Source organism: Oceanisphaera sp. (assembly GCF_048268965.1).
Taxonomy (GTDB): Bacteria; Pseudomonadota; Gammaproteobacteria; order Enterobacterales; family Aeromonadaceae; genus Oceanimonas.
In genome coordinates this window covers 42784-59875 of record NZ_JBLWUK010000022.1, presented here as the reverse complement: position 1 = coordinate 59875, position 17092 = coordinate 42784, and the positions used below count along the sequence as shown (strand labels likewise).

The following is a 17092-nucleotide window of genomic DNA, read 5'->3' as shown; positions in this document are numbered from 1 at the left end:
ACTACCCCACCTGAACGATGGCGAGTCCGTCGATCACCTGTTGCCCTGGGCTATCCGCGTATAACTCATCTCTAAGATGCCACGTTAACATCGGTTAATGTGGCGTGTTAGGTGTGGATGCTGTGACGCTTACTAAAGACAGACGCTGTTTTTGGCTTGGTGAATGTATAGAGAGGCGGCTGGGCAACCTCCTCCGACCCGCTCAAGTACCTCCCTGTAACGCTCAAACACATGACATCCCTGTCATGTGATGGTCGGCTGAGGTTATCCCAGCCGCCTCTCTCGTCGGTATGGTGTGCTCGGTGAGTGCTAGAAACAAAAAGGCCGAGCAGATGCTCGGCCTTTTTGTTGCGTCGAAAGCGATCTTTTGACTGAGATCGTTCAATATGATGCTACGCAGCGTTAAAGTGTGAGTAACGCAATACTAAAACCCTGCATTACGCCTTGAACACGAAACTCAACGCAAACTAAAAATACCACGCGTTACGAATTACTCTCACGTCGAGTTTTAATATCATTGACTATACGTGGAATGTTTATTTCAATACCATAGAAATCTAACGCTGGTATTTTCACGTATCCACCAAACAACTCGATAGGTTCATCTCTTTTATTACTTAGCGAGCTTGCCTCACTACTACCAAGCTCGAGTAGGTTTTCACCTACACCAGCGCTGAGAAGTTTCTGTTGATATAGTTTGATCTCCTTGCACAGCTCTGTTGTACTTGAATCACTAATGCCTAATAGAAGGTCACTCATCGAAGGAAGCAATAAAAATGTACCTAAAGCACTTTTCAATTCACGAGAGTTTCCCTTATTCATTTGCAAGATGGAGACTCTAATTAGCTCATCGACCATGCTTGACTGGATGCAAACTGGAATACCTAAATTATTAAAGTACTGTGGTAAGTAACTCAGATAACTGTAAGTAGCAAATTTAACACTCAAGTTTACTTCCATTGTGAAAGAGACTAAAGAAGCTTTGTTATCGACTAGCTGGTTTGCCTTTAGTAATATTCCCCTGATATAAGTTAACTTGTCTACTATATTTCCCTTTGTAGATTCTATATTTAAGAAGAAGTCTATAGTTTCGCTACCATAAAAGTTTCCGAAATATACACTTTCTCCGCCCATAGTGCTAGTTAATGTATTTATGGTTTCCTTGAATTTAATGTTTACTGATTTGTTGCTAGAGTTAAGTTTAAAAAGTACTACAACTCTTCCGTCTGTCACCTCCTTTATTTCAACGAGGCTAACTCTAGGTATATCGCTCAATAGGGATTTAGAAGTGTCATTCATGATGTGATGAATGCTCCTTTTTGATGAGGGGGATGATAATGCTAACGCTTTTAGTGTTTTATGGTTTTAGTAGCTTATAAGATTTCCCCAGATTTCACGCTATCTTAATCAGATGTAACGTTAACTTTAGAGTGAGATTAGATATGCCCTCTTTCAAAAATTTAGTTGACTCCTTCTCTAACGCTGAGGGGTTTTTGTTTTGGTTATTCAATGCCTTTTATATTGCTCAGCAGTTTGACTCCACACTTCAGCCTCTGAGTTATATGCATGATTGTCGTTACTGTTTATGTCACTCTCTGATACTTCCTTCGCGTTTTCAGAGTTAAACCTCGTATCATCTACACGCGTCTTCGTTTTTCAATAAAGAGATTGTTAATTCTTTGGGTTAACCAAGAAGGTGCATCTGCAGCTAATGTAAGAAGGTAAGTTTTGATCAGTGGCCATGTATATTTAATTACTAAATTTATCTCAATTGGTGGTCGTATATGCTTATTTGGCTGCATCAACTTTACTTCAGGAACTGGATAACAAGAAATATACAGTATAAGTAAGCAGAGTTGGGTGATAGTTTCGTTTCTGGCTTTTATTTGCACTCGGCATGCTACCGCCCGAGTCTTGCGGGCGACCTTGCCTCTGTTCTTCTCTGTTATTGGAGTTTGTTCGTCGATATCATAATAAAACTCATATTAAGCTTTCGCATTATAGACGGCGTCGGTTGGAAATTGGAAGGATGGCTAGGGTGTGTTGATCTCATTGCAGTGAAATTAATGGGCGAGCAAGGCGCCGAATTGCCAGCGGGCAGCGCTAACAGGCCACTCTGAAACATCAAGGAGGATGAAGGGATCTGCTCAGCCGACCATCACATAACAGGGATGTTATGTGTTTGAGCGTCGCATGGATGCGGCTTAGCGCGTCGGAGGAGTAGGCCCTTTGTCCGACCTTTACCGCGTAACCAAACACAAGCTGTATGTATTCTTTAAAAAAGGCCGGGTATTCACTCGGCCTTTTTGCTCGTTACTGCTCACCTTCAAGCTTGTTGGGCTCGGGCGTGTTGTTGGGCCAGGCTGGCGGCCAGGGTTTCGATGGCGCTGGTGCGCTCGTGATCCTGGCGGGGTTTGCTGCCGTTCAGGCTCGACCAGGCGGGGTAGGCGCGGGCGGTGGTTAGCTGAGGTGCCAGGTCGCCTTCGCGCCATTGCTGCTCGAGTGGCGTGTCCATCTGAATGCGGTCTTGTGCAGCGTGTCCGCGTAGCTCCAGGGCCGTCAGCAAGCGCTGTTGGCGAATGGCCAATAACCGCAAGGTGCTGTCGTTGACGGTGAGTTCACGTTCGCCGCGCCATTTGCCCTTGATACGTTCGCCGTAGTTACGAAAGGTCTGGGTGAAACCGCCGATGGCGGCACCCAGCACGGTGGCCGCGCCCAAACTCAGCCCGCCGGTAATCAGGTCGATACCGGCCCCGGTCGCGGCACCTGCCGCCATGCCGCCACCCACTTTGACGCCCAACTGCTTCATGGTGGCCGGGTTGAACAAATCATCACCCCAGCGACCTTCTTCCAGCGGCAAGTCCTGGGCCTCGGCGTCTTCTTTGCGAAACGCATACAGCTTTAATAATGCCTCTACACATCGCTGCTCTCGTTGGCGCACGTCGTCATGCAGTTCTTGAATCGCTTCATTTAACCGGTGCGGGGGTACGCTGCGTCGACAGGCGCTGATGTCCACCAACAGCTCGGCAATCAACCGGTAGCCGGATTTGCGGCGCACCTGTACCTGCGCCTGATTATGGTCAATTAACCGTTGCAGGCGGGGGCGCTGGCTGTCGAGGACCAGGCTCAGGTTTTCATAGAGCCGCTGCTCACCGTCTTCTGGTGGTGCCACGCTGTCAAAGCGTACCACTGCATGCAGCCCCAGGCGCGCCAGCACCTCTCGCCATGCGGCTTCTCGCTGCTCGGGTGCGTTAACAAAATTCAGTACCGGCAATAAGGGTTTGCCACACATCGCCAGAATGGCCAGCTCATCACGATATTTGGCCAGCACAGGTTCGCGCGAGTCGATCACATAAAAACCCGCATCCGACTGCAGCAGCTGGCGTAACACTTTCGCTTCTTGCTCGAAACGCTGGCGGGCTTCACTGCTATCGAGAAAGCGCTGTACCTGCTCCGGGCCATCCAGTCGCTGGTCGGTTTGCGGCAGTTGCTCGATGTATTCATACAGCGCAATCGCATCTTCAAAACCCGGCGTGTCATAGAGCTCGATCAGCGCCTCGCCATCCACCGACAAGCGCGCCCCTTCCACATGCCGGGTGGTGCTGGGGCGATGGGAGATAGCCCCAAAGCCGACGTCACGGGTCAGGGTGCGCAACAATGAGGTTTTGCCCACATTGGTGTGGCCGACTACCGCCAGTGTTAACGGAGTTGATTGTTCAGTCATTCGCTTGCTCCAACCAGTCCCAGGGGGCGGCACGACTATGCACTATTTTTAATTCATCCAGTTGTTCTTGCCAATAATCCAGCCGCTCGGCAGGTGCATCCACATCCAGCAACCAGACCCGGGTTTGGGTGGCGGCGCGTGAGAGCTCGGCAATTAAATGCAGGGTGCCCCTATCTGCCGAGCGTTGTGGATTGCAGGCAACCAGCAGCCGCGCGGGCGGGTGGGCACTGAATTGCTCGAGTATCTGCCGACGCTGCTCGCGGGTATCGATCACTCCTGCGTCCTGCACCTTGGTCGGCTGCCCTGGCCTTAGGTGCTCGGGCGGCCAGCTGATGCTGTCATCCAGTTCAATGGCGAGCAACACGGCGGCGTGCCCTGCCTGCTGCGAGCCGGCGGTGGTGCTGGGCAGTGCTGCGGGTGCCGCATCGACGACGCCCAGTCGTTCGCTGCTCGGCTGTACGCGCTCATGCAGGGGCTGCCAGACAGGGTCATCGGCGTTTAGTTGCAGGAGCCTGGTGCCCCGGCGCCACCGCCACTCGCAGAACAGGCTACAGACCAGGCGCGGCAGAATGCCGTAGATTAACAGCATGCCCAGTAGCCAGCTGGCCCAGATATGCCGCGCCTGTTCGCCGGCTGCCGCTTGCAGGCTGCTTTGCTGGATAAGCTCGGTGGTCGGTACGGAAAAGCCAAGCCAGGCGGCAGGGGTGCCCAAAGAATGCACCAGCATCACAAAGGAGTCGCTGGCCACTATGGTGGACTCCCAGACAAAGCCATAGCGCCGCGTGGCCAACAGTGCAATCAAGGTGAGCAGGGCGCTGCATAAGGCAAGCAGCCACCAGCCGTGTAATAACCGGCCCAGCCCCCAGCGCAGTAGCCGATAACGCTGTAATAACACCAATAATGCGGGTGCCAGCTGTGCCGCCCTGGCATCGCGCGCCAGCTTGTTGCTGAGCCACAGCCAAAGGTGGCTGAGGGGGGAGCTGGATTGTGTGGAAAATACCATCCCCACCCCCCAGGCCAGCAGGCTCAGCAGGTTCAAGCCGATTAAGCCTGCCAGCGCCCAAAAAATATTAATGGTCTCGGCATTGCCACTGAGTGCAGTTTTGGCCAGCACCACGCCGGATACGACGGCACTGAACATCAGTAACCAGAGCGCCAGTCTGGCACCTTGCAGCCAGTGCTGCTGAGCGGTAATCAGGCCGTCACGCCGGGCGAGAAACAGTCCACGCACCTGCAGGCGATCGCCCAGTGAGCCCTGGGTGGCACGAGCTTTACGGCAGGCTTCGCTGTCTTCGAGCAAGCCGGTTTGCTCTTCGCGTAAACGGACGGTTTCGCAGAGCCAGAGTGTTTGTAAATGTGAAGTTGAGTCAGTCACAAGCATCCCAAAGAATCACGATAATAGCCCTATTGTGCCTGAGAATAGGCCCTGAATAACGCGAATGCAGCGCAAATTATTAAAGACTCAAGACTTTCTCGCCACGGAATCCACTGAACCCACGGAAAAATTAAGATTAAGACCAAAACGAACGTTGACTTGGTAAAACCTTATACCAAACAGATTAAATAGCAGATCTATTTTCTTGCTCTATAAAGGTCGGATAAAGGGCCTCCTCCCCCGACACGCTTCAAGCACGCTCCCTGTGACGCTCAACACATGACGTCCCTGTCATGTGATGGTCGGTGGAGCAGAACCCTTCATCCTCCTTGAGGCTACGGAGTTGCCTGTTAGGGCTGTCTACAGGCAACTCGGTGCTTGAGAAGAGGCAGCAGAGATCGCCTCCCACGACCGTGAAATGACAGGGATGTCATTTCCCGAGCCCCCAAGGATGGGTTCATGGCGTGTCGTGGGAGGTGGCTGTGTTGCCTCTGAGTTCCAGTTTAAAATAGAGCATAAATTTATGTAGATAGGTATAAACAAAAAAGCCGAGCATTCGCTCGGCTTTTTACTCGTTATATCAACAAATTAGCGCATGGTAACAAACTCTTCGGCGCCCGTCGGGTGTATGGCTACACAGGCGTCGAAGTCGGCCTTGGTGGCGCCCATTTTCACGGCGACCGCGAAGCCTTGCAGAATTTCGTCCATGCCAAAACCAATGCCGTGTACGCCCACGACTTTCTCGTTCTCGCCCACACACACCAACTTCATCTTGCAGGGCTGGCGGTGGCTGGTCACGGCGGTGTACATGGAGGTAAAGGTAGAGGTGTATACCTTGACCTGATCGTCGCCATGCTGCTCGCGGGCTTCGGGTTCGGTTAACCCCAGGGTGCCGATAGGCGGGTGGCTGAATACCACGGTCGGGATCAGGCTGTAATCCATTTTGGCGTTGGTCTGGCCATTGAATAACCGCTCGGATAACTGACGACCGGCCTTGACGGCCACCGGAGTCAGCTCGACATAACCGATGTTGTCACCGACCGCATACACGCCCTTGGCACTGGTGTTCTGGTATTCGTCTACCTTGATGTAACCCCGTTCGTCTGTGGTCACGCCGGCGGCGTCCAGGTTCAGGTTGGCGGTTAGCGGGCGACGGCCGATGGCCCAGATCAGGCAATCGACTTCCAGCTGCTCGCCGTTCTCCAACGTCAGCAACAAACTGTCGTCGGCCTGTTTTTCGACGCTTTTCGGCACGGAGTGGGTGTGCAGCTGCGGCCCTTCGGTGGCCATGGCTTCAACCAGGGTGTCGGTCAGTATGGGATCGAAGCTGCGCAGTGGTGCGTGCTTGCGCACCAGCAGGTGGGTTTCGGAACCCAGTGCATGCATCACGCCCGCCAGTTCAACGGCAATATAACCGGCGCCCACAACCGCTACGCGTTTGGGCTGCTCGTTCAGCTCGAAAAAGCCGTCGGAGTCGATGCCGTGCTCGGCCCCGGGGATCTGCGGAATAACCGGCTCGCCACCGGTGGCAATCAGAATATGATCGGCGGTGTATTCTTCACCGTTTACTTCCACGGTGTTGGCATCTTTAAAACGGGCAAAACCCTTGATTACCGTGATCTTGTTATTGCCCAGCACGCGATCGTAAGACTGGTGAATGCGGCCAATGTACGCCTGGCGGCTTTCTACCAGCTTGCTCCAGCTGTGGTCTTCCAGTTTAACGTCGAAGCCGTAATCGGCGGCATACAGTTTAATGGCATCGGCCACCTGGGCGCCGTACCACATCACTTTTTTGGGTACGCAACCCACGTTCACGCAGGTTCCGCCCAGGTCTTTGGCTTCTATCAAGGCGACTTTTTTACCGTGCATGGCGGCACGGTTAGCCGAGGCAATGCCGCCGCTGCCGCCGCCGATGGCGATATAATCGAAATGCTGTGCCATATAATATGCTCCTGAAAGAGTGGGAGAATGGAAATGTGATGAGGCCAAACAGGCTACACCCTAAGCTATCGGCCGATTGTACACCATGCTTCCTTGAATGGGATGGTCACTATCTAACCGCTTTCGCCGGGTTTTGGCCTTAATCACCATGAAACGCTTGAACATTGCGGCCAGTATCACCATCTTATTAGCATTCCCTCGATTGCTTGTGCAGAAGTCGATGGCCAAAACACGAAGAGGTATCAAGATGACGAACCCGCTACTGACCATGGATTGCTTACCACCGTTTAGCCAGATTAAACCGGAACAGGTAAAACCGGCTCTGGAACATGCCATTGCCGACTGCAAGAAGCGCGTAGAAGCCGTGCTGGCCAATGATGAAAACTTTACCTGGGACAACCTGGTGGCGCCGCTAGAAGAAGTGGGTGACCGCCTGTCGCGCATCTGGTCGCCGGTGAGTCATCTTAACAGTGTGCTGAACAGTGATGAGCTGCGCCAGGCCTATGAAGAGTGTCTGCCGCTGCTGTCCGAGTACAGCACCTGGATGGGCCAGCACGAGGGGCTGTTTGAAGCCTATCAAAGCCTGGCCAAGCGTGACAACTTCAAGAAATTGAGCCTGGCTCAGCAAAAAGAAGTGAACAACACGCTGCGTGACTTCCGCCTGTCGGGCATTGCGCTGGAAGCGGCCCAAAAGGAGCGCTTTGGTGCCATTAAATCCCGCTTGTCGGATCTGGGTTCGCGTTTTGCCAACCAGGTGCTGGATGCCACCCAGGCCTGGGTGAAGCAGGTAACAGACCCGGCACAGCTGGCCGGTTTGCCCGAGTCGGCCCAGGCCGCCGCCAAGGCCCAGGCCGAAGCCCGTGAGCTGGAAGGCTGGGTATTCACCCTGGATATCCCTTCTTATCTGCCGGTGATGATGTACGCCGACGATGCCGGCCTGCGCGAAGAACTGTATCGCGCCTACTGCACCCGCGCCTCGGATCAGGGCCCCAACGCCGGCGAGTTTGATAACACCGCCGTCATTGAAGAAACCTTAAGCCTGAAGCAGGAGCTGGCCGAGCTGCTGGGTTACGAAAACTATGCGCAGCTGTCTCTGGCCACCAAAATGGCGGAAAGCGAACAGCAGGTGCTGGACTTCCTCGACCAGCTGGCCGAACGTTCTTACCCTCAGGGGCAGGCCGAACTGGCCGAGCTGACCGAGTTTGCCCGCGAGCATCATGGGGTAGAGCAGCTGAATGCCTGGGACGTGAGCTATTACGGTGAAAAGCTCAAGCAGCATAAATACACCATTTCCGATGAAGAGCTGCGGCCTTACTTTCCGGCCAACAAGGTGATCCACGGTTTGTTTGAAACCGTCAAGCGCCTGTTTGGTGTAAAAGTGACCGAGCGCTTTGGCGTGGAAGTGTGGCATCCGGATGTACGTTTTTTCGATATCTATGGCGAAGACGGCGAATTGCGTGGCAGCTTTTATCTCGACCTGTACGCCCGTGCCAACAAGCGTGGCGGTGCCTGGATGGACGACTGCATGGGCCGCCGTTACCGTGAAGACGGCAGCCTGCAAAAGCCGGTGGCCTATCTCACCTGTAACTTCAATGGTCCGGTAGGCGACAAGCCGGCGCTGTTTACCCATAACGAAGTAGAAACCCTGTTCCACGAGTTTGGTCATGGTATTCATCACATGTTGACCAAGGTGGACGTGGCGGGTGTGGCCGGCATTAACGGTGTGGCCTGGGATGCGGTTGAACTGCCCAGCCAGTTCCTGGAAAACTGGTGCTGGCAGCCAGAAGCGCTGGCGTTTATTTCCGGCCATTATGAAACCGGCGAACCCCTGCCTGCGGATCTGCTGGAGCGTATGCTGGCGGCCCGTAATTTCCACTCGGCGCTGATGATGCTGCGCCAGCTGGAGTTTGCGCTGTTCGATTTTCGTCTGCACATGGACAAGGACGCTGCCAAGCCCGGCCGGGTGCAAGCGATTCTGGACAAGGTGCGCGAGTCGGTTTCCGTCTTGCCACCGCCCAGCTTCAATCGCTTTCAGCATGGCTTTTCCCATATTTTTGCCGGCGGTTATGCGGCCGGTTATTACAGCTACAAGTGGGCGGAAGTACTGTCGAGCGATGCCTTCTCGCGGTTTGAGGAAGAGGGTATTTTCTCGGCCAAAACCGGTCGCGACTTCCTGCATGCTATTCTGGAGCAAGGTGGTTCTAAAGAGCCGATGGAATTGTTTAAACAGTTCCGTGGCCGCGAGCCGAAAATTGATGCCCTGTTACGTCATTCCGGCATTGCTGCCTAATAGGTAGTTGCTGGCAGGGTAATGGGTATTTTTGTAACGGCTGGCCTGGCGCCAGCCGTTTTTAATGGTAATTCAGTATGTCTGAACACTTGATTCCGCTGCAAATCGAGCTGGTTGACGCCAGCTTGCAGCATGAGGCCGAGCGACTCACGGTGGCCATGCAGGGCATCAGCGCCGAGGCGCCCTTTGCCCTGGTGCTGACCGACGGGCGATTAGAGCTGCGCAAGCTGGATGAACCCAAGCTGGGTGGCGTGTATGTGGATCTGGCCGAAGGGGCGGCGGCACACAGGCGCAAGTTTGGCGGTGGCCGGGGCCAGTCTATTGCCAAAGCCGTTGGCTTGAAGCACGGCCACACTCCCAGTGTGGTGGATGGCACCGCAGGCCTGGGGCGAGATGCCTTTGTGCTGGCCTCGCTGGGTTGCACCGTGACCTTGTGCGAGCGTCACCCCGTGGTACATGCGTTGCTGGCCGATGGCTTGCGCCGGGCGGCGCTGGACGCCGAAATAGGTGACTGGGTGAGCGAGCGGCTGCGACTGTTGCCGTTTGGCCAGACCCTGGCCGATGTAACCGAGCAACCCGATGTGGTGTATCTCGATCCCATGTTTCCGCACAAGAAAAAAGCGGCACTGGTCAAAAAAGAGATGCGGGTGTTTCACTCCCTGGTGGGACCGGATCTGGATGCGGATGCACTCTTGCCACAAGCGCTACAATTAGCTCGTGCACGGGTGGTGGTCAAGCGGCCCGGCTATGCCGGTTTCTTGAACGAAGTGCCGCCCTCGGCGCAAATTGAAACCAAGAACAACCGCTTCGATCTCTACGTCAAGCAGGCGCTGGGTGACAAGAGCCTGTGAGGGGGAAGCGTGAAAGGTAAGGGGGTCATGCCTCACCCCTTACCTTTCACTGCTGGCGGCTGAGAGCATGCTTCCGTTATCGCCTGGCATTGTTGAACAAGCTGTTGCACCTGTGTGCTCAACAGTTAGTTTAGTATATGCTAATGTTTGATGGTGATGCCGAGAGGAAAATATCATGACACAGACAGCCCAGCCCCGGATGCCCATGCCTCAGGTCAGGGCATTTTTAGACGACAGCAGCGAAACCTTCAGTTACGTGGTGTACGACCGCCAAGGTGGCCAGGCCATGATCATAGATCCGGTGCTTGGTTTCGATCCGGCTTCCGGGCGTACCAATACGGAGCTGGCACAACGGCAAGTGGACTTTGTGCGCGCGCAGCAGCTCACCGTACCGTGGATTCTGGAAACCCATGCCCACGCCGATCATCTGTCGGCGGCGTCCTTCTTGCGGAAGCAGCTGAATGCCAGAATTGGCATTGGCGAGCAGATCACTCGGGTGCAGGGGGTGTTTCGCGAGATCTTTGCCCTGGAACCTGAATTTATGAGCGACGGCAGCCAGTTTGATGGTCTGTTTGCCGATGGCGATACATTCAGCGTGGGTCAGCTGCAGATCCGGGTACTGCATAGCCCGGGCCATACGCCGGCGGATGTGGCCTATCTGGTCAACGAGCAGGCGCTGTTTGTGGGCGACACCCTGTTTATGCCCGACAAGGGCACGGCGCGCTGTGATTTTCCCGGGGGCAGCAGCCAGCAGCTGTATCGCTCAATCCGGCGTTTGTTGGCCCTGCCCCCCGAGACCGCTATCTATGTGTGTCACGATTACCCCAACGAGGATCGGGACTATGAATGCCGCACCACGGTGGCCAGGCAACGAGCCGAGAATATTCATGTGCACGACGGCATAGACGAAGCCAGCTTTGTGGCGATGCGCGATAAAAGAGACGCCACCCTGGGCATGCCGAGGCTGATTTTGCCGTCCATTCAAGTCAATATTCGCGCCGGCGACATGCCCCCCGCCGACGCACAAGGCAAGGTCTTCCTGAAACTGCCGATTAATGCGCTGTAAGGCACAGCTGTCAGCTTTAAGCCTGTCTCTTAGTCACAACTATTTTTTGTTGGTGTTTTTTGAAATTAGTGTGGCTTGTCAGGCAGAGGGCACTACTCCTCCGACACGCCGTGGGTTAAAGCCATCTTTACTGGGTAACGGCTGCGAATATTCACTGGATATTCAGTCCATTACCCAGCAAAGATACACGGCAGCAAGCTGCCCCATAAAGGCTCAAACCGCGCCATCCCTGGCGCGGATGGTCGGCTGAGCAGACACCCTCTGCCTTTCCATTGGCACCGGTGCCGTCGGTCAGTGATGCTCACCGAAGACTCGGTGCCTAAAAAGAGGCGGCTGGGATAGCCTCAGCCGACCATCACATGACAAGGACGTCATGTGTTGAGCGTCGCAGGGATGCAGTTTAGCGTGTCGGAGGAGGGTACCTAGCTGCCTCTGGGCATTCATTTACTGGCTAGCGACTTGTGACTAAGAGACAGGCTTTAAGCCGTCAGCGATCAGCCTGAAAACCGAGACAGTACCCTGTCGTCTTGCTTGGGTTTGAGTGAAGTGCTGCTTTGCAGAATGGTGGTGTAGCGGTCTTTATCTGATAGCTGACCGCTGACCGCTGACCGCTGACCGCTTACTGCTTTTTAATGGTTTGCATCAGCTCTGTCTGTAGTTGCTGGGCGGGCAGGGGGGCTGCGTCGATCAGCTCGAGCCGACCCTCTGCCTGTGCGGCAATGCGATACACGGTGAGCTGGTCGTCCACCTTGTTGAAGGCGCGCCAACCATCCGCCGTGGGTAACACGGCTTTTAACCGTGCCACTTGTTGTGCTCGGCAAAAGGCTTCTACGGCGGCCAGGTCGAAACAGACTTCATCGAGAAAGCGCCAGCCAAGGGAATAATGATCCTGCCCCAGATTGCTGTAACGGCGCCAGGGCTGAGCGCGGCTTAGCCGTGGGGCCGAGTCGGCAATCAGTGGTCGAGGGCTGTTGGCGGCATGAGCCTGGGGCTTGGCGGCGCGGCGTTCCGTGCTGTGGGTTGCCTGCAGCCAGTCGAGGTCGAGCTGACCCTGACTCACCACGGCCAGCTGCTGGGCGGGCTGTTCGGCAAACAACCCCTGCTTGATGCCGTCCTGCAGGGCGGCCAGCTGTTCTGGCTGACACAGGTCGGTTTTATTGGCGACGATTACATCCGCCAGTACGAGTTGATCCTGATAGGTGTCGTGTTCCCGGTAGCGCGCATCAACCCACTGGCTCGGATCGACTACACAAAAGGTCGCGCCCAGCTGCAGTACATCCTGATAATGTTCGGCAGTTAGCGTGCTTAAAATCTTACTGGGGTGTCCCAGGCCGCTGGGCTCGATGAACAGCCGGTCCGGTTTGGCCTTGTGCAGCAGGGCGTTAAGGCCGATTTGAAACGGCAGGCCAGACACACAGCACAGGCAACCACCCGGTACTTCTTTGATCATGGCGCCCTGTTCGGTCAGCAAGGCGCCGTCTATGCCCACTTCGCCAAACTCATTCACCAGAATAGCCCAGCGTTCGTGCTCGGGTTTATTGGCCAACAGATGGCGCAGCAGCGTGGTTTTGCCGGTGCCAAGAAAACCCATCACTAGGTGGGTGATAACAGGAGAGGTCATGGTGCAGTCCGCAATAAATGGTTTTGTTACTTTATAACACATAATGTGCGGGCGTTTACAGGATCAGAAAAGCCATGGGGGCGCGGGAAGTGCCCCCATGGCAGGTTACGGTGGTGGGAGGGCAGTTGGTGCCGGCCCCATGCCGCTATGGGGCCGGCATGGGGACGACTCGCCGCCTAGAAAAAGAACAGGTGGGCCATCACGGCGATGATGGGTAAGGTCACCAGGGTACGCAGCACGAAAATAACCAGTAACTCCAGGAAGTTGAGCGGAATTTTGGATTTCAACAGCAGCGCACCCACTTCCGACATATACACCAGTTGGGTCAGCGACAGGCAGGCCACCACAAAGCGGGTCAGCTCGCTGTCGATATCCTTGACCAGTACAGCGGGGAGAAACATATCGGCAAAGCCGACCAGTGTTGCCGGTGCCGCCGCCGCGGCTTCAGGTAACTGCAGCAACTCGAGCAGCGGTATCATGGGGTAGGATAACCAGACAAACAGCGGTGTGTATTCAGCCAGTATCAGAGACACGGTGCCAATCGCTATCACCAACGGCAGCAGGGCAAGGAAGATGTCCATGACGTTGATTAATGCACTCTTGGCCAGCTGGCCGGCACCGGGAGCCCGGTCAGCACGGGTGACGGCCAATTCCAGACTGTAGCGAAACAGCCCTTTGTCACTAGGAGGCGTTTCATCAATCTGGCAACCTACCGGCTCGTGATAAGTATTAGGCTTACGGGACAGAGGTGGCAGGCGAGGCACGATAATGGCGGCGGTGAGTCCGGCGACCACGACGGTGAGGTAGAACTGGATAAACATGTGATTCAGTCCGACAAAGGTCGTGATGAGCAGACTGAACGCGATGGAGGCCACCGAGAAGTTGGTGGCAATGACCGCCGCTTCTCGCCGGTTATAGAAGCCCTGCTCATATTGCTGGGCGGTGATCAGCACCCCGACCGTCCCCGACCCCAACCAGGAAGCAGTTGCATCGATGGCACTACGCCCAGGCAAGCGGAAGATAAAGCGGAAGGGTTTGCTCACCAGGGCACCGATGAACTCCATAAAGCCGAAATCGACCAAAAAGGGCAGCAGCAAGGCGGCAGAGAAAAAGAATGTCAGTAATACGGGGGCCAAATCCTGCAGCATCACGCCGCCGGTGTTGCGGCTCCAGATAAACTCCGGGCCGAACTGGTACAGGGTAATGAGGCCGAACAGGGCACCCAGTCCGCGCATCATGAACCAGACGGGAGCGACATCAAACATATCGTGCCAGACTCCTTCTCTGGACCAGCCCGGCCTGACTACTTTGACCAAGGCCGTCAGTACGACAGACAGGCACAATATGGCAACGGTAATGGCGGGCAGGGTGTCACCAAGCAGGGTCTTGAGCCCCTCTGCCATCACCCCCAGACCAATAGTGACCTGATCACCCAGGCTAATGGGAATCAGGAACATACCTATGCCCAGCAGTGAGGGGAGTAAAAACTTCAGCAAGCGTTTCCAGCCTAGTGATGGACCGGCGGTTTTTGCCTGTTTTGCGGTGGCTTCCAGAGAAGAAGACATGGGAGTACACTCCATTGTTTATTTAATAAGCATTCAGTGCGTCAGTATCCGTTACTTTCGTTGCACACCAGGCAACACGCACAGCATTTCATATAGCAGGTTGGCGGCGAGCAGGGCGGTATTACCACTGGTATCGTAAGGAGGAGAGACTTCTACGAGATCCCCGCCCACTATATCCAGCCCCCAGGCGCCACGAATAATCTCCAGTGCTTGCGGCACGGTTAAGCCTGCAATTTCAACGGTGCCGGTGCCTGGCGCGTAGGCGGGATCGATGCCATCGATATCGAAGCTGATATAAACCGGGCCACTACCAATTTTTTCCCGTACTTCTGCCATCAATGACACCAGAGAGGTGTTCCAGCACTCTTCAGCGGGTACGACTCTAAACCCTTGCTCCCGGCTCCAGTCGAAGTCATCAGCGGCGTAGCCGGTGCCACGCAGACCGATTTGCACCACGCGATCACAATCGAGTAAGCCTTCTTCCACTGCCCGGCGAAACGGAGTGCCGTGCGCAATCTTTTCACCGAACATATGCTCGTTGATATCGGCATGAGCATCCACATGGATCAGACCTATGGGGCCGTACTTCTTGCGCAGGGCGCGCAGTATGGGCAGCGCTATGGTGTGATCGCCCCCCAGGGTCAGTGGGCGGCAGTCATGTTCGAGTACTTCATCGTAAAAGGATTCGATAATGGCCATGCTTTTTTGCAGGTTGAAGGTGTTAATCGGAACATCGCCGATATCTGCTACCTGCAGGCTATTAAAGGGCGCGGCGCGGGTGGCCATGTTGTAGGGACGCAGCATTCGCGATTCGTCACGGATCTGGCGAGGGGCCAGGCGGGCTCCCGGGCGGTTCGAGGTGCCGATGTCGAAGGGGACACCGATAAAGGCCACATCGAGACCGGCTGCCGTCTCTTGAGTAGGAAGACGCATCATGGTGGCGGGGCCACCGAAACGGGGCATTTCATTACCGCCCAGAGGCTGATTAAAGGTTTTCGGTGCTGTGCTCATGTGTCTCTCCTGTAAATCACTATTGAGTAATATGATCGAATTTCAAAACCTGTATGTTAATAGGCAGTTATCGTGCCAGTTTTAACTTATTGAAAAGTATGTATTTTTAAATCTGGTGATGCATTTATGTATTAATTACGGGCGCTTGATGATTCAATTGTGGATTGTGATTCTATTTTGTATCGACAGGCGTATTCTCAATCAGTGAGTAAGGAAACGGGATGACGGATATCAATACCAAGGTGCTCGATACCATTATCGACACCGCCTACGATCATCTGTTTTTGACCGATGCCGCAGGGCGCGTGCTGCAGGTGAGCCCGGGTAGCGCTGCTGTTTACGGCATGAGTCAGGATGAGCTGTGCGCCAGCACGGCGCAGGAGCTGGAGCAGCGAGGGATTTTGTCGCCGTCGGTGACGCTGGAAGTGCTCCGGACCGGTCGGCCAGCCCAGGTCATGCAGAATACGGGGACCGGGCGGCGGGTGATCGCCGAGGGTTATCCGGTTTACTGGAACGGCAAGCTGGCCCGTGTCATCAGTCGCTCCCGGGATCTCACCGATCTGCAACTGCTACAGGATGAATATGCCCTGCTGCAACAGCGCTTCAGCGAGCATCTGAAACGGGGAGGCGCCCCCTTGCTGGATGATGCCCTGGAGCTGGACAACCTGGAGGTCCGTAGCAGCCTGTTGCGGGAAGTGGTGATGCTGCTCAAGCGGGTCGCGTCTACAGACGCCACCGTCATGATGCTGGGGGAGTCCGGGGTAGGGAAAACGGCGTTCGCGCACCAGCTGCATCGTTGGAGCCAACGCAGCCGGGAGCCCTTTATCGACGTCAACTGTGCCGCCATTCCGGAGACCTTGTTTGAGTCGGAAATGTTCGGTTATCAACCCGGTGCCTTCAGTGGTGCGGCGCGGCAGGGGAAGGCGGGGATCCTGGAGCAAGCCCAGGGAGGCACCTTGTTTCTCGATGAAATAGGCGAGCTGCCTCTGGCCATGCAAACCAAGCTACTCAAGGTGATTCAGGATGGGAGCATCACCCGGTTGGGGGATACGCGTTCCAGACGGGTGGACTTTCGCTTGGTGGTGGCCACCAACAGAGACCTGGCTCAGCAGGTAGAGGAGGGCTCCTTTCGCCTGGATCTCTACTACCGGCTCAATGTGATCCCGGTGACCATTCCTCCGTTGCGTGAACGGCGGGAAGATATTCCCAGCCTGGTGGAGCTGCAACTCAGCCGGCTAAACCAGCGCTATGGAAGCCAAAAGATATTGCATCCCAGTGCCTGGCCCGAGCTGATGAACAATGACTGGCCCGGTAATGTGCGGGAGCTGGAAAACTGGATGGAGCGCTCCTGGCTATCCACACCCGGGGATCAGATAGGTGCCAGTGATTCAGAGATGCAGGTAAAGGCATCCCGGTCTGCCGGGCTGGCAGAGGACGAGGGGGTGGGAGGTCTTGCTCCAGACCAAAGCCTGAAGGCTGCCCTGGAGAGTTACGAGCGAGAGATTCTGGCCGAGCTGTGCCAGCAGTTACCCAGTACCTATGCACTGGCCAAACGTTTGGCTATCAGTCAGCCCAGCGTGGTCCGCAAACTACAAAAATACGGGCTGCGGATTACGCGCTGAAGCGTGCGGCAGCGCGTGCAGATGGT

At 55.2% G+C, this 17092-nt stretch carries 11 protein-coding genes; 4 read left to right on the top strand and 7 right to left on the bottom strand.

Features of this window, described 5'->3' with window-relative positions; translation table 11 throughout:
* Positions 1-483: 483 nt before the first annotated feature.
* The 4 genes from ACN0VL_RS10945 to gorA all read right to left on the bottom strand — a co-directional run bounded on the left by ACN0VL_RS10945 (position 484) and on the right by gorA (position 7040).
* Positions 484-1299, bottom strand: coding sequence for a hypothetical protein (locus tag ACN0VL_RS10945; protein WP_417617281.1), 816 nt, complete (start codon positions 1297-1299; stop codon positions 484-486).
* A 1027-nt stretch (positions 1300-2326) separates the two neighbouring features.
* Positions 2327-3724 carry a DUF3482 domain-containing protein gene (locus ACN0VL_RS10940; RefSeq protein WP_417617279.1) on the bottom strand — a complete coding sequence of 466 codons (1398 nt, stop codon included), beginning with the start codon at positions 3722-3724 and terminating at the stop codon, positions 2327-2329.
* Complete coding sequence (locus ACN0VL_RS10935) at positions 3717-5099, bottom strand: DUF2868 domain-containing protein (RefSeq protein ID WP_417617277.1); 1383 nt, start codon at positions 5097-5099, stop codon at positions 3717-3719. Before ACN0VL_RS10935 ends, ACN0VL_RS10940 begins: the two co-directional genes overlap by 8 nt.
* Positions 5100-5687: 588 nt before the next feature.
* Positions 5688-7040 (bottom strand): glutathione-disulfide reductase, encoded by a 1353-nt coding sequence (gene gorA / locus ACN0VL_RS10930; RefSeq protein WP_417617275.1) that lies wholly within the window; start codon positions 7038-7040, stop codon positions 5688-5690.
* Between the two features lie 247 nt (positions 7041-7287).
* Here gorA and prlC point away from each other — a divergent pair, with 247 nt between their 5' ends.
* From prlC to ACN0VL_RS10915, 3 genes are all read left to right on the top strand, one after another.
* Positions 7288-9330, top strand: a complete 2043-nt coding sequence (gene prlC, locus ACN0VL_RS10925; protein ID WP_417617273.1) for an oligopeptidase A — start codon at positions 7288-7290, stop codon at positions 9328-9330.
* A gap of 158 nt (positions 9331-9488) precedes the next feature.
* Complete coding sequence (locus tag ACN0VL_RS10920) at positions 9489-10181, top strand: class I SAM-dependent methyltransferase (protein WP_417617287.1); 693 nt, start codon at positions 9489-9491, stop codon at positions 10179-10181.
* Positions 10182-10356: 175 nt separating this feature from the next.
* Positions 10357-11247 (top strand): MBL fold metallo-hydrolase, encoded by an 891-nt coding sequence (locus ACN0VL_RS10915; protein WP_417617271.1) that lies wholly within the window; start codon positions 10357-10359, stop codon positions 11245-11247.
* 619 nt (positions 11248-11866) lie between these two features.
* Here the strand turns inward: ACN0VL_RS10915 and ACN0VL_RS10910 are convergent.
* The 3 genes from ACN0VL_RS10910 to speB all read right to left on the bottom strand — a co-directional run bounded on the left by ACN0VL_RS10910 (position 11867) and on the right by speB (position 15444).
* Positions 11867-12868, bottom strand: coding sequence for a CobW family GTP-binding protein (locus ACN0VL_RS10910; RefSeq protein WP_417617269.1), 1002 nt, complete (start codon positions 12866-12868; stop codon positions 11867-11869).
* A 176-nt stretch (positions 12869-13044) separates the two neighbouring features.
* Positions 13045-14433, bottom strand: coding sequence for a YjiH family protein (locus tag ACN0VL_RS10905; protein WP_417617266.1), 1389 nt, complete (start codon positions 14431-14433; stop codon positions 13045-13047).
* A 51-nt stretch (positions 14434-14484) separates the two neighbouring features.
* Positions 14485-15444, bottom strand: a complete 960-nt coding sequence (gene speB, locus ACN0VL_RS10900) for an agmatinase (protein ID WP_417617264.1) — start codon at positions 15442-15444, stop codon at positions 14485-14487.
* 221 nt (positions 15445-15665) lie between these two features.
* On the opposite strand from speB, the gene ACN0VL_RS10895 reads away from it, so the two are divergent.
* Positions 15666-17066 (top strand): sigma-54 interaction domain-containing protein, encoded by a 1401-nt coding sequence (locus ACN0VL_RS10895; protein ID WP_417617262.1) that lies wholly within the window; start codon positions 15666-15668, stop codon positions 17064-17066.
* Positions 17067-17092 lie beyond the last annotated feature (26 nt).

What these genes read in the sequence shown, in the direction of transcription:
- ACN0VL_RS10940 (WP_417617279.1), bottom strand. Translation starts at nt 3,724, where the DNA reads ATGACTGAACAATCAACTCCGTTAACACTGGCGGTAGTCGGCCACACC.
- ACN0VL_RS10905 (WP_417617266.1), bottom strand. Translation starts at nt 14,433, where the DNA reads ATGTCTTCTTCTCTGGAAGCCACCGCAAAACAGGCAAAAACCGCCGGT.
- gorA (WP_417617275.1), bottom strand. Translation starts at nt 7,040, where the DNA reads ATGGCACAGCATTTCGATTATATCGCCATCGGCGGCGGCAGCGGCGGC.
- ACN0VL_RS10945 (WP_417617281.1), bottom strand. Translation starts at nt 1,299, where the DNA reads ATGAATGACACTTCTAAATCCCTATTGAGCGATATACCTAGAGTTAGC.
- ACN0VL_RS10920 (WP_417617287.1), top strand. Translation starts at nt 9,489, where the DNA reads ATGCAGGGCATCAGCGCCGAGGCGCCCTTTGCCCTGGTGCTGACCGAC.
- ACN0VL_RS10910 (WP_417617269.1), bottom strand. Translation starts at nt 12,868, where the DNA reads ATGACCTCTCCTGTTATCACCCACCTAGTGATGGGTTTTCTTGGCACC.
- ACN0VL_RS10915 (WP_417617271.1), top strand. Translation starts at nt 10,357, where the DNA reads ATGACACAGACAGCCCAGCCCCGGATGCCCATGCCTCAGGTCAGGGCA.
- prlC (WP_417617273.1), top strand. Translation starts at nt 7,288, where the DNA reads ATGACGAACCCGCTACTGACCATGGATTGCTTACCACCGTTTAGCCAG.
- speB (WP_417617264.1), bottom strand. Translation starts at nt 15,444, where the DNA reads ATGAGCACAGCACCGAAAACCTTTAATCAGCCTCTGGGCGGTAATGAA.
- ACN0VL_RS10895 (WP_417617262.1), top strand. Translation starts at nt 15,666, where the DNA reads ATGACGGATATCAATACCAAGGTGCTCGATACCATTATCGACACCGCC.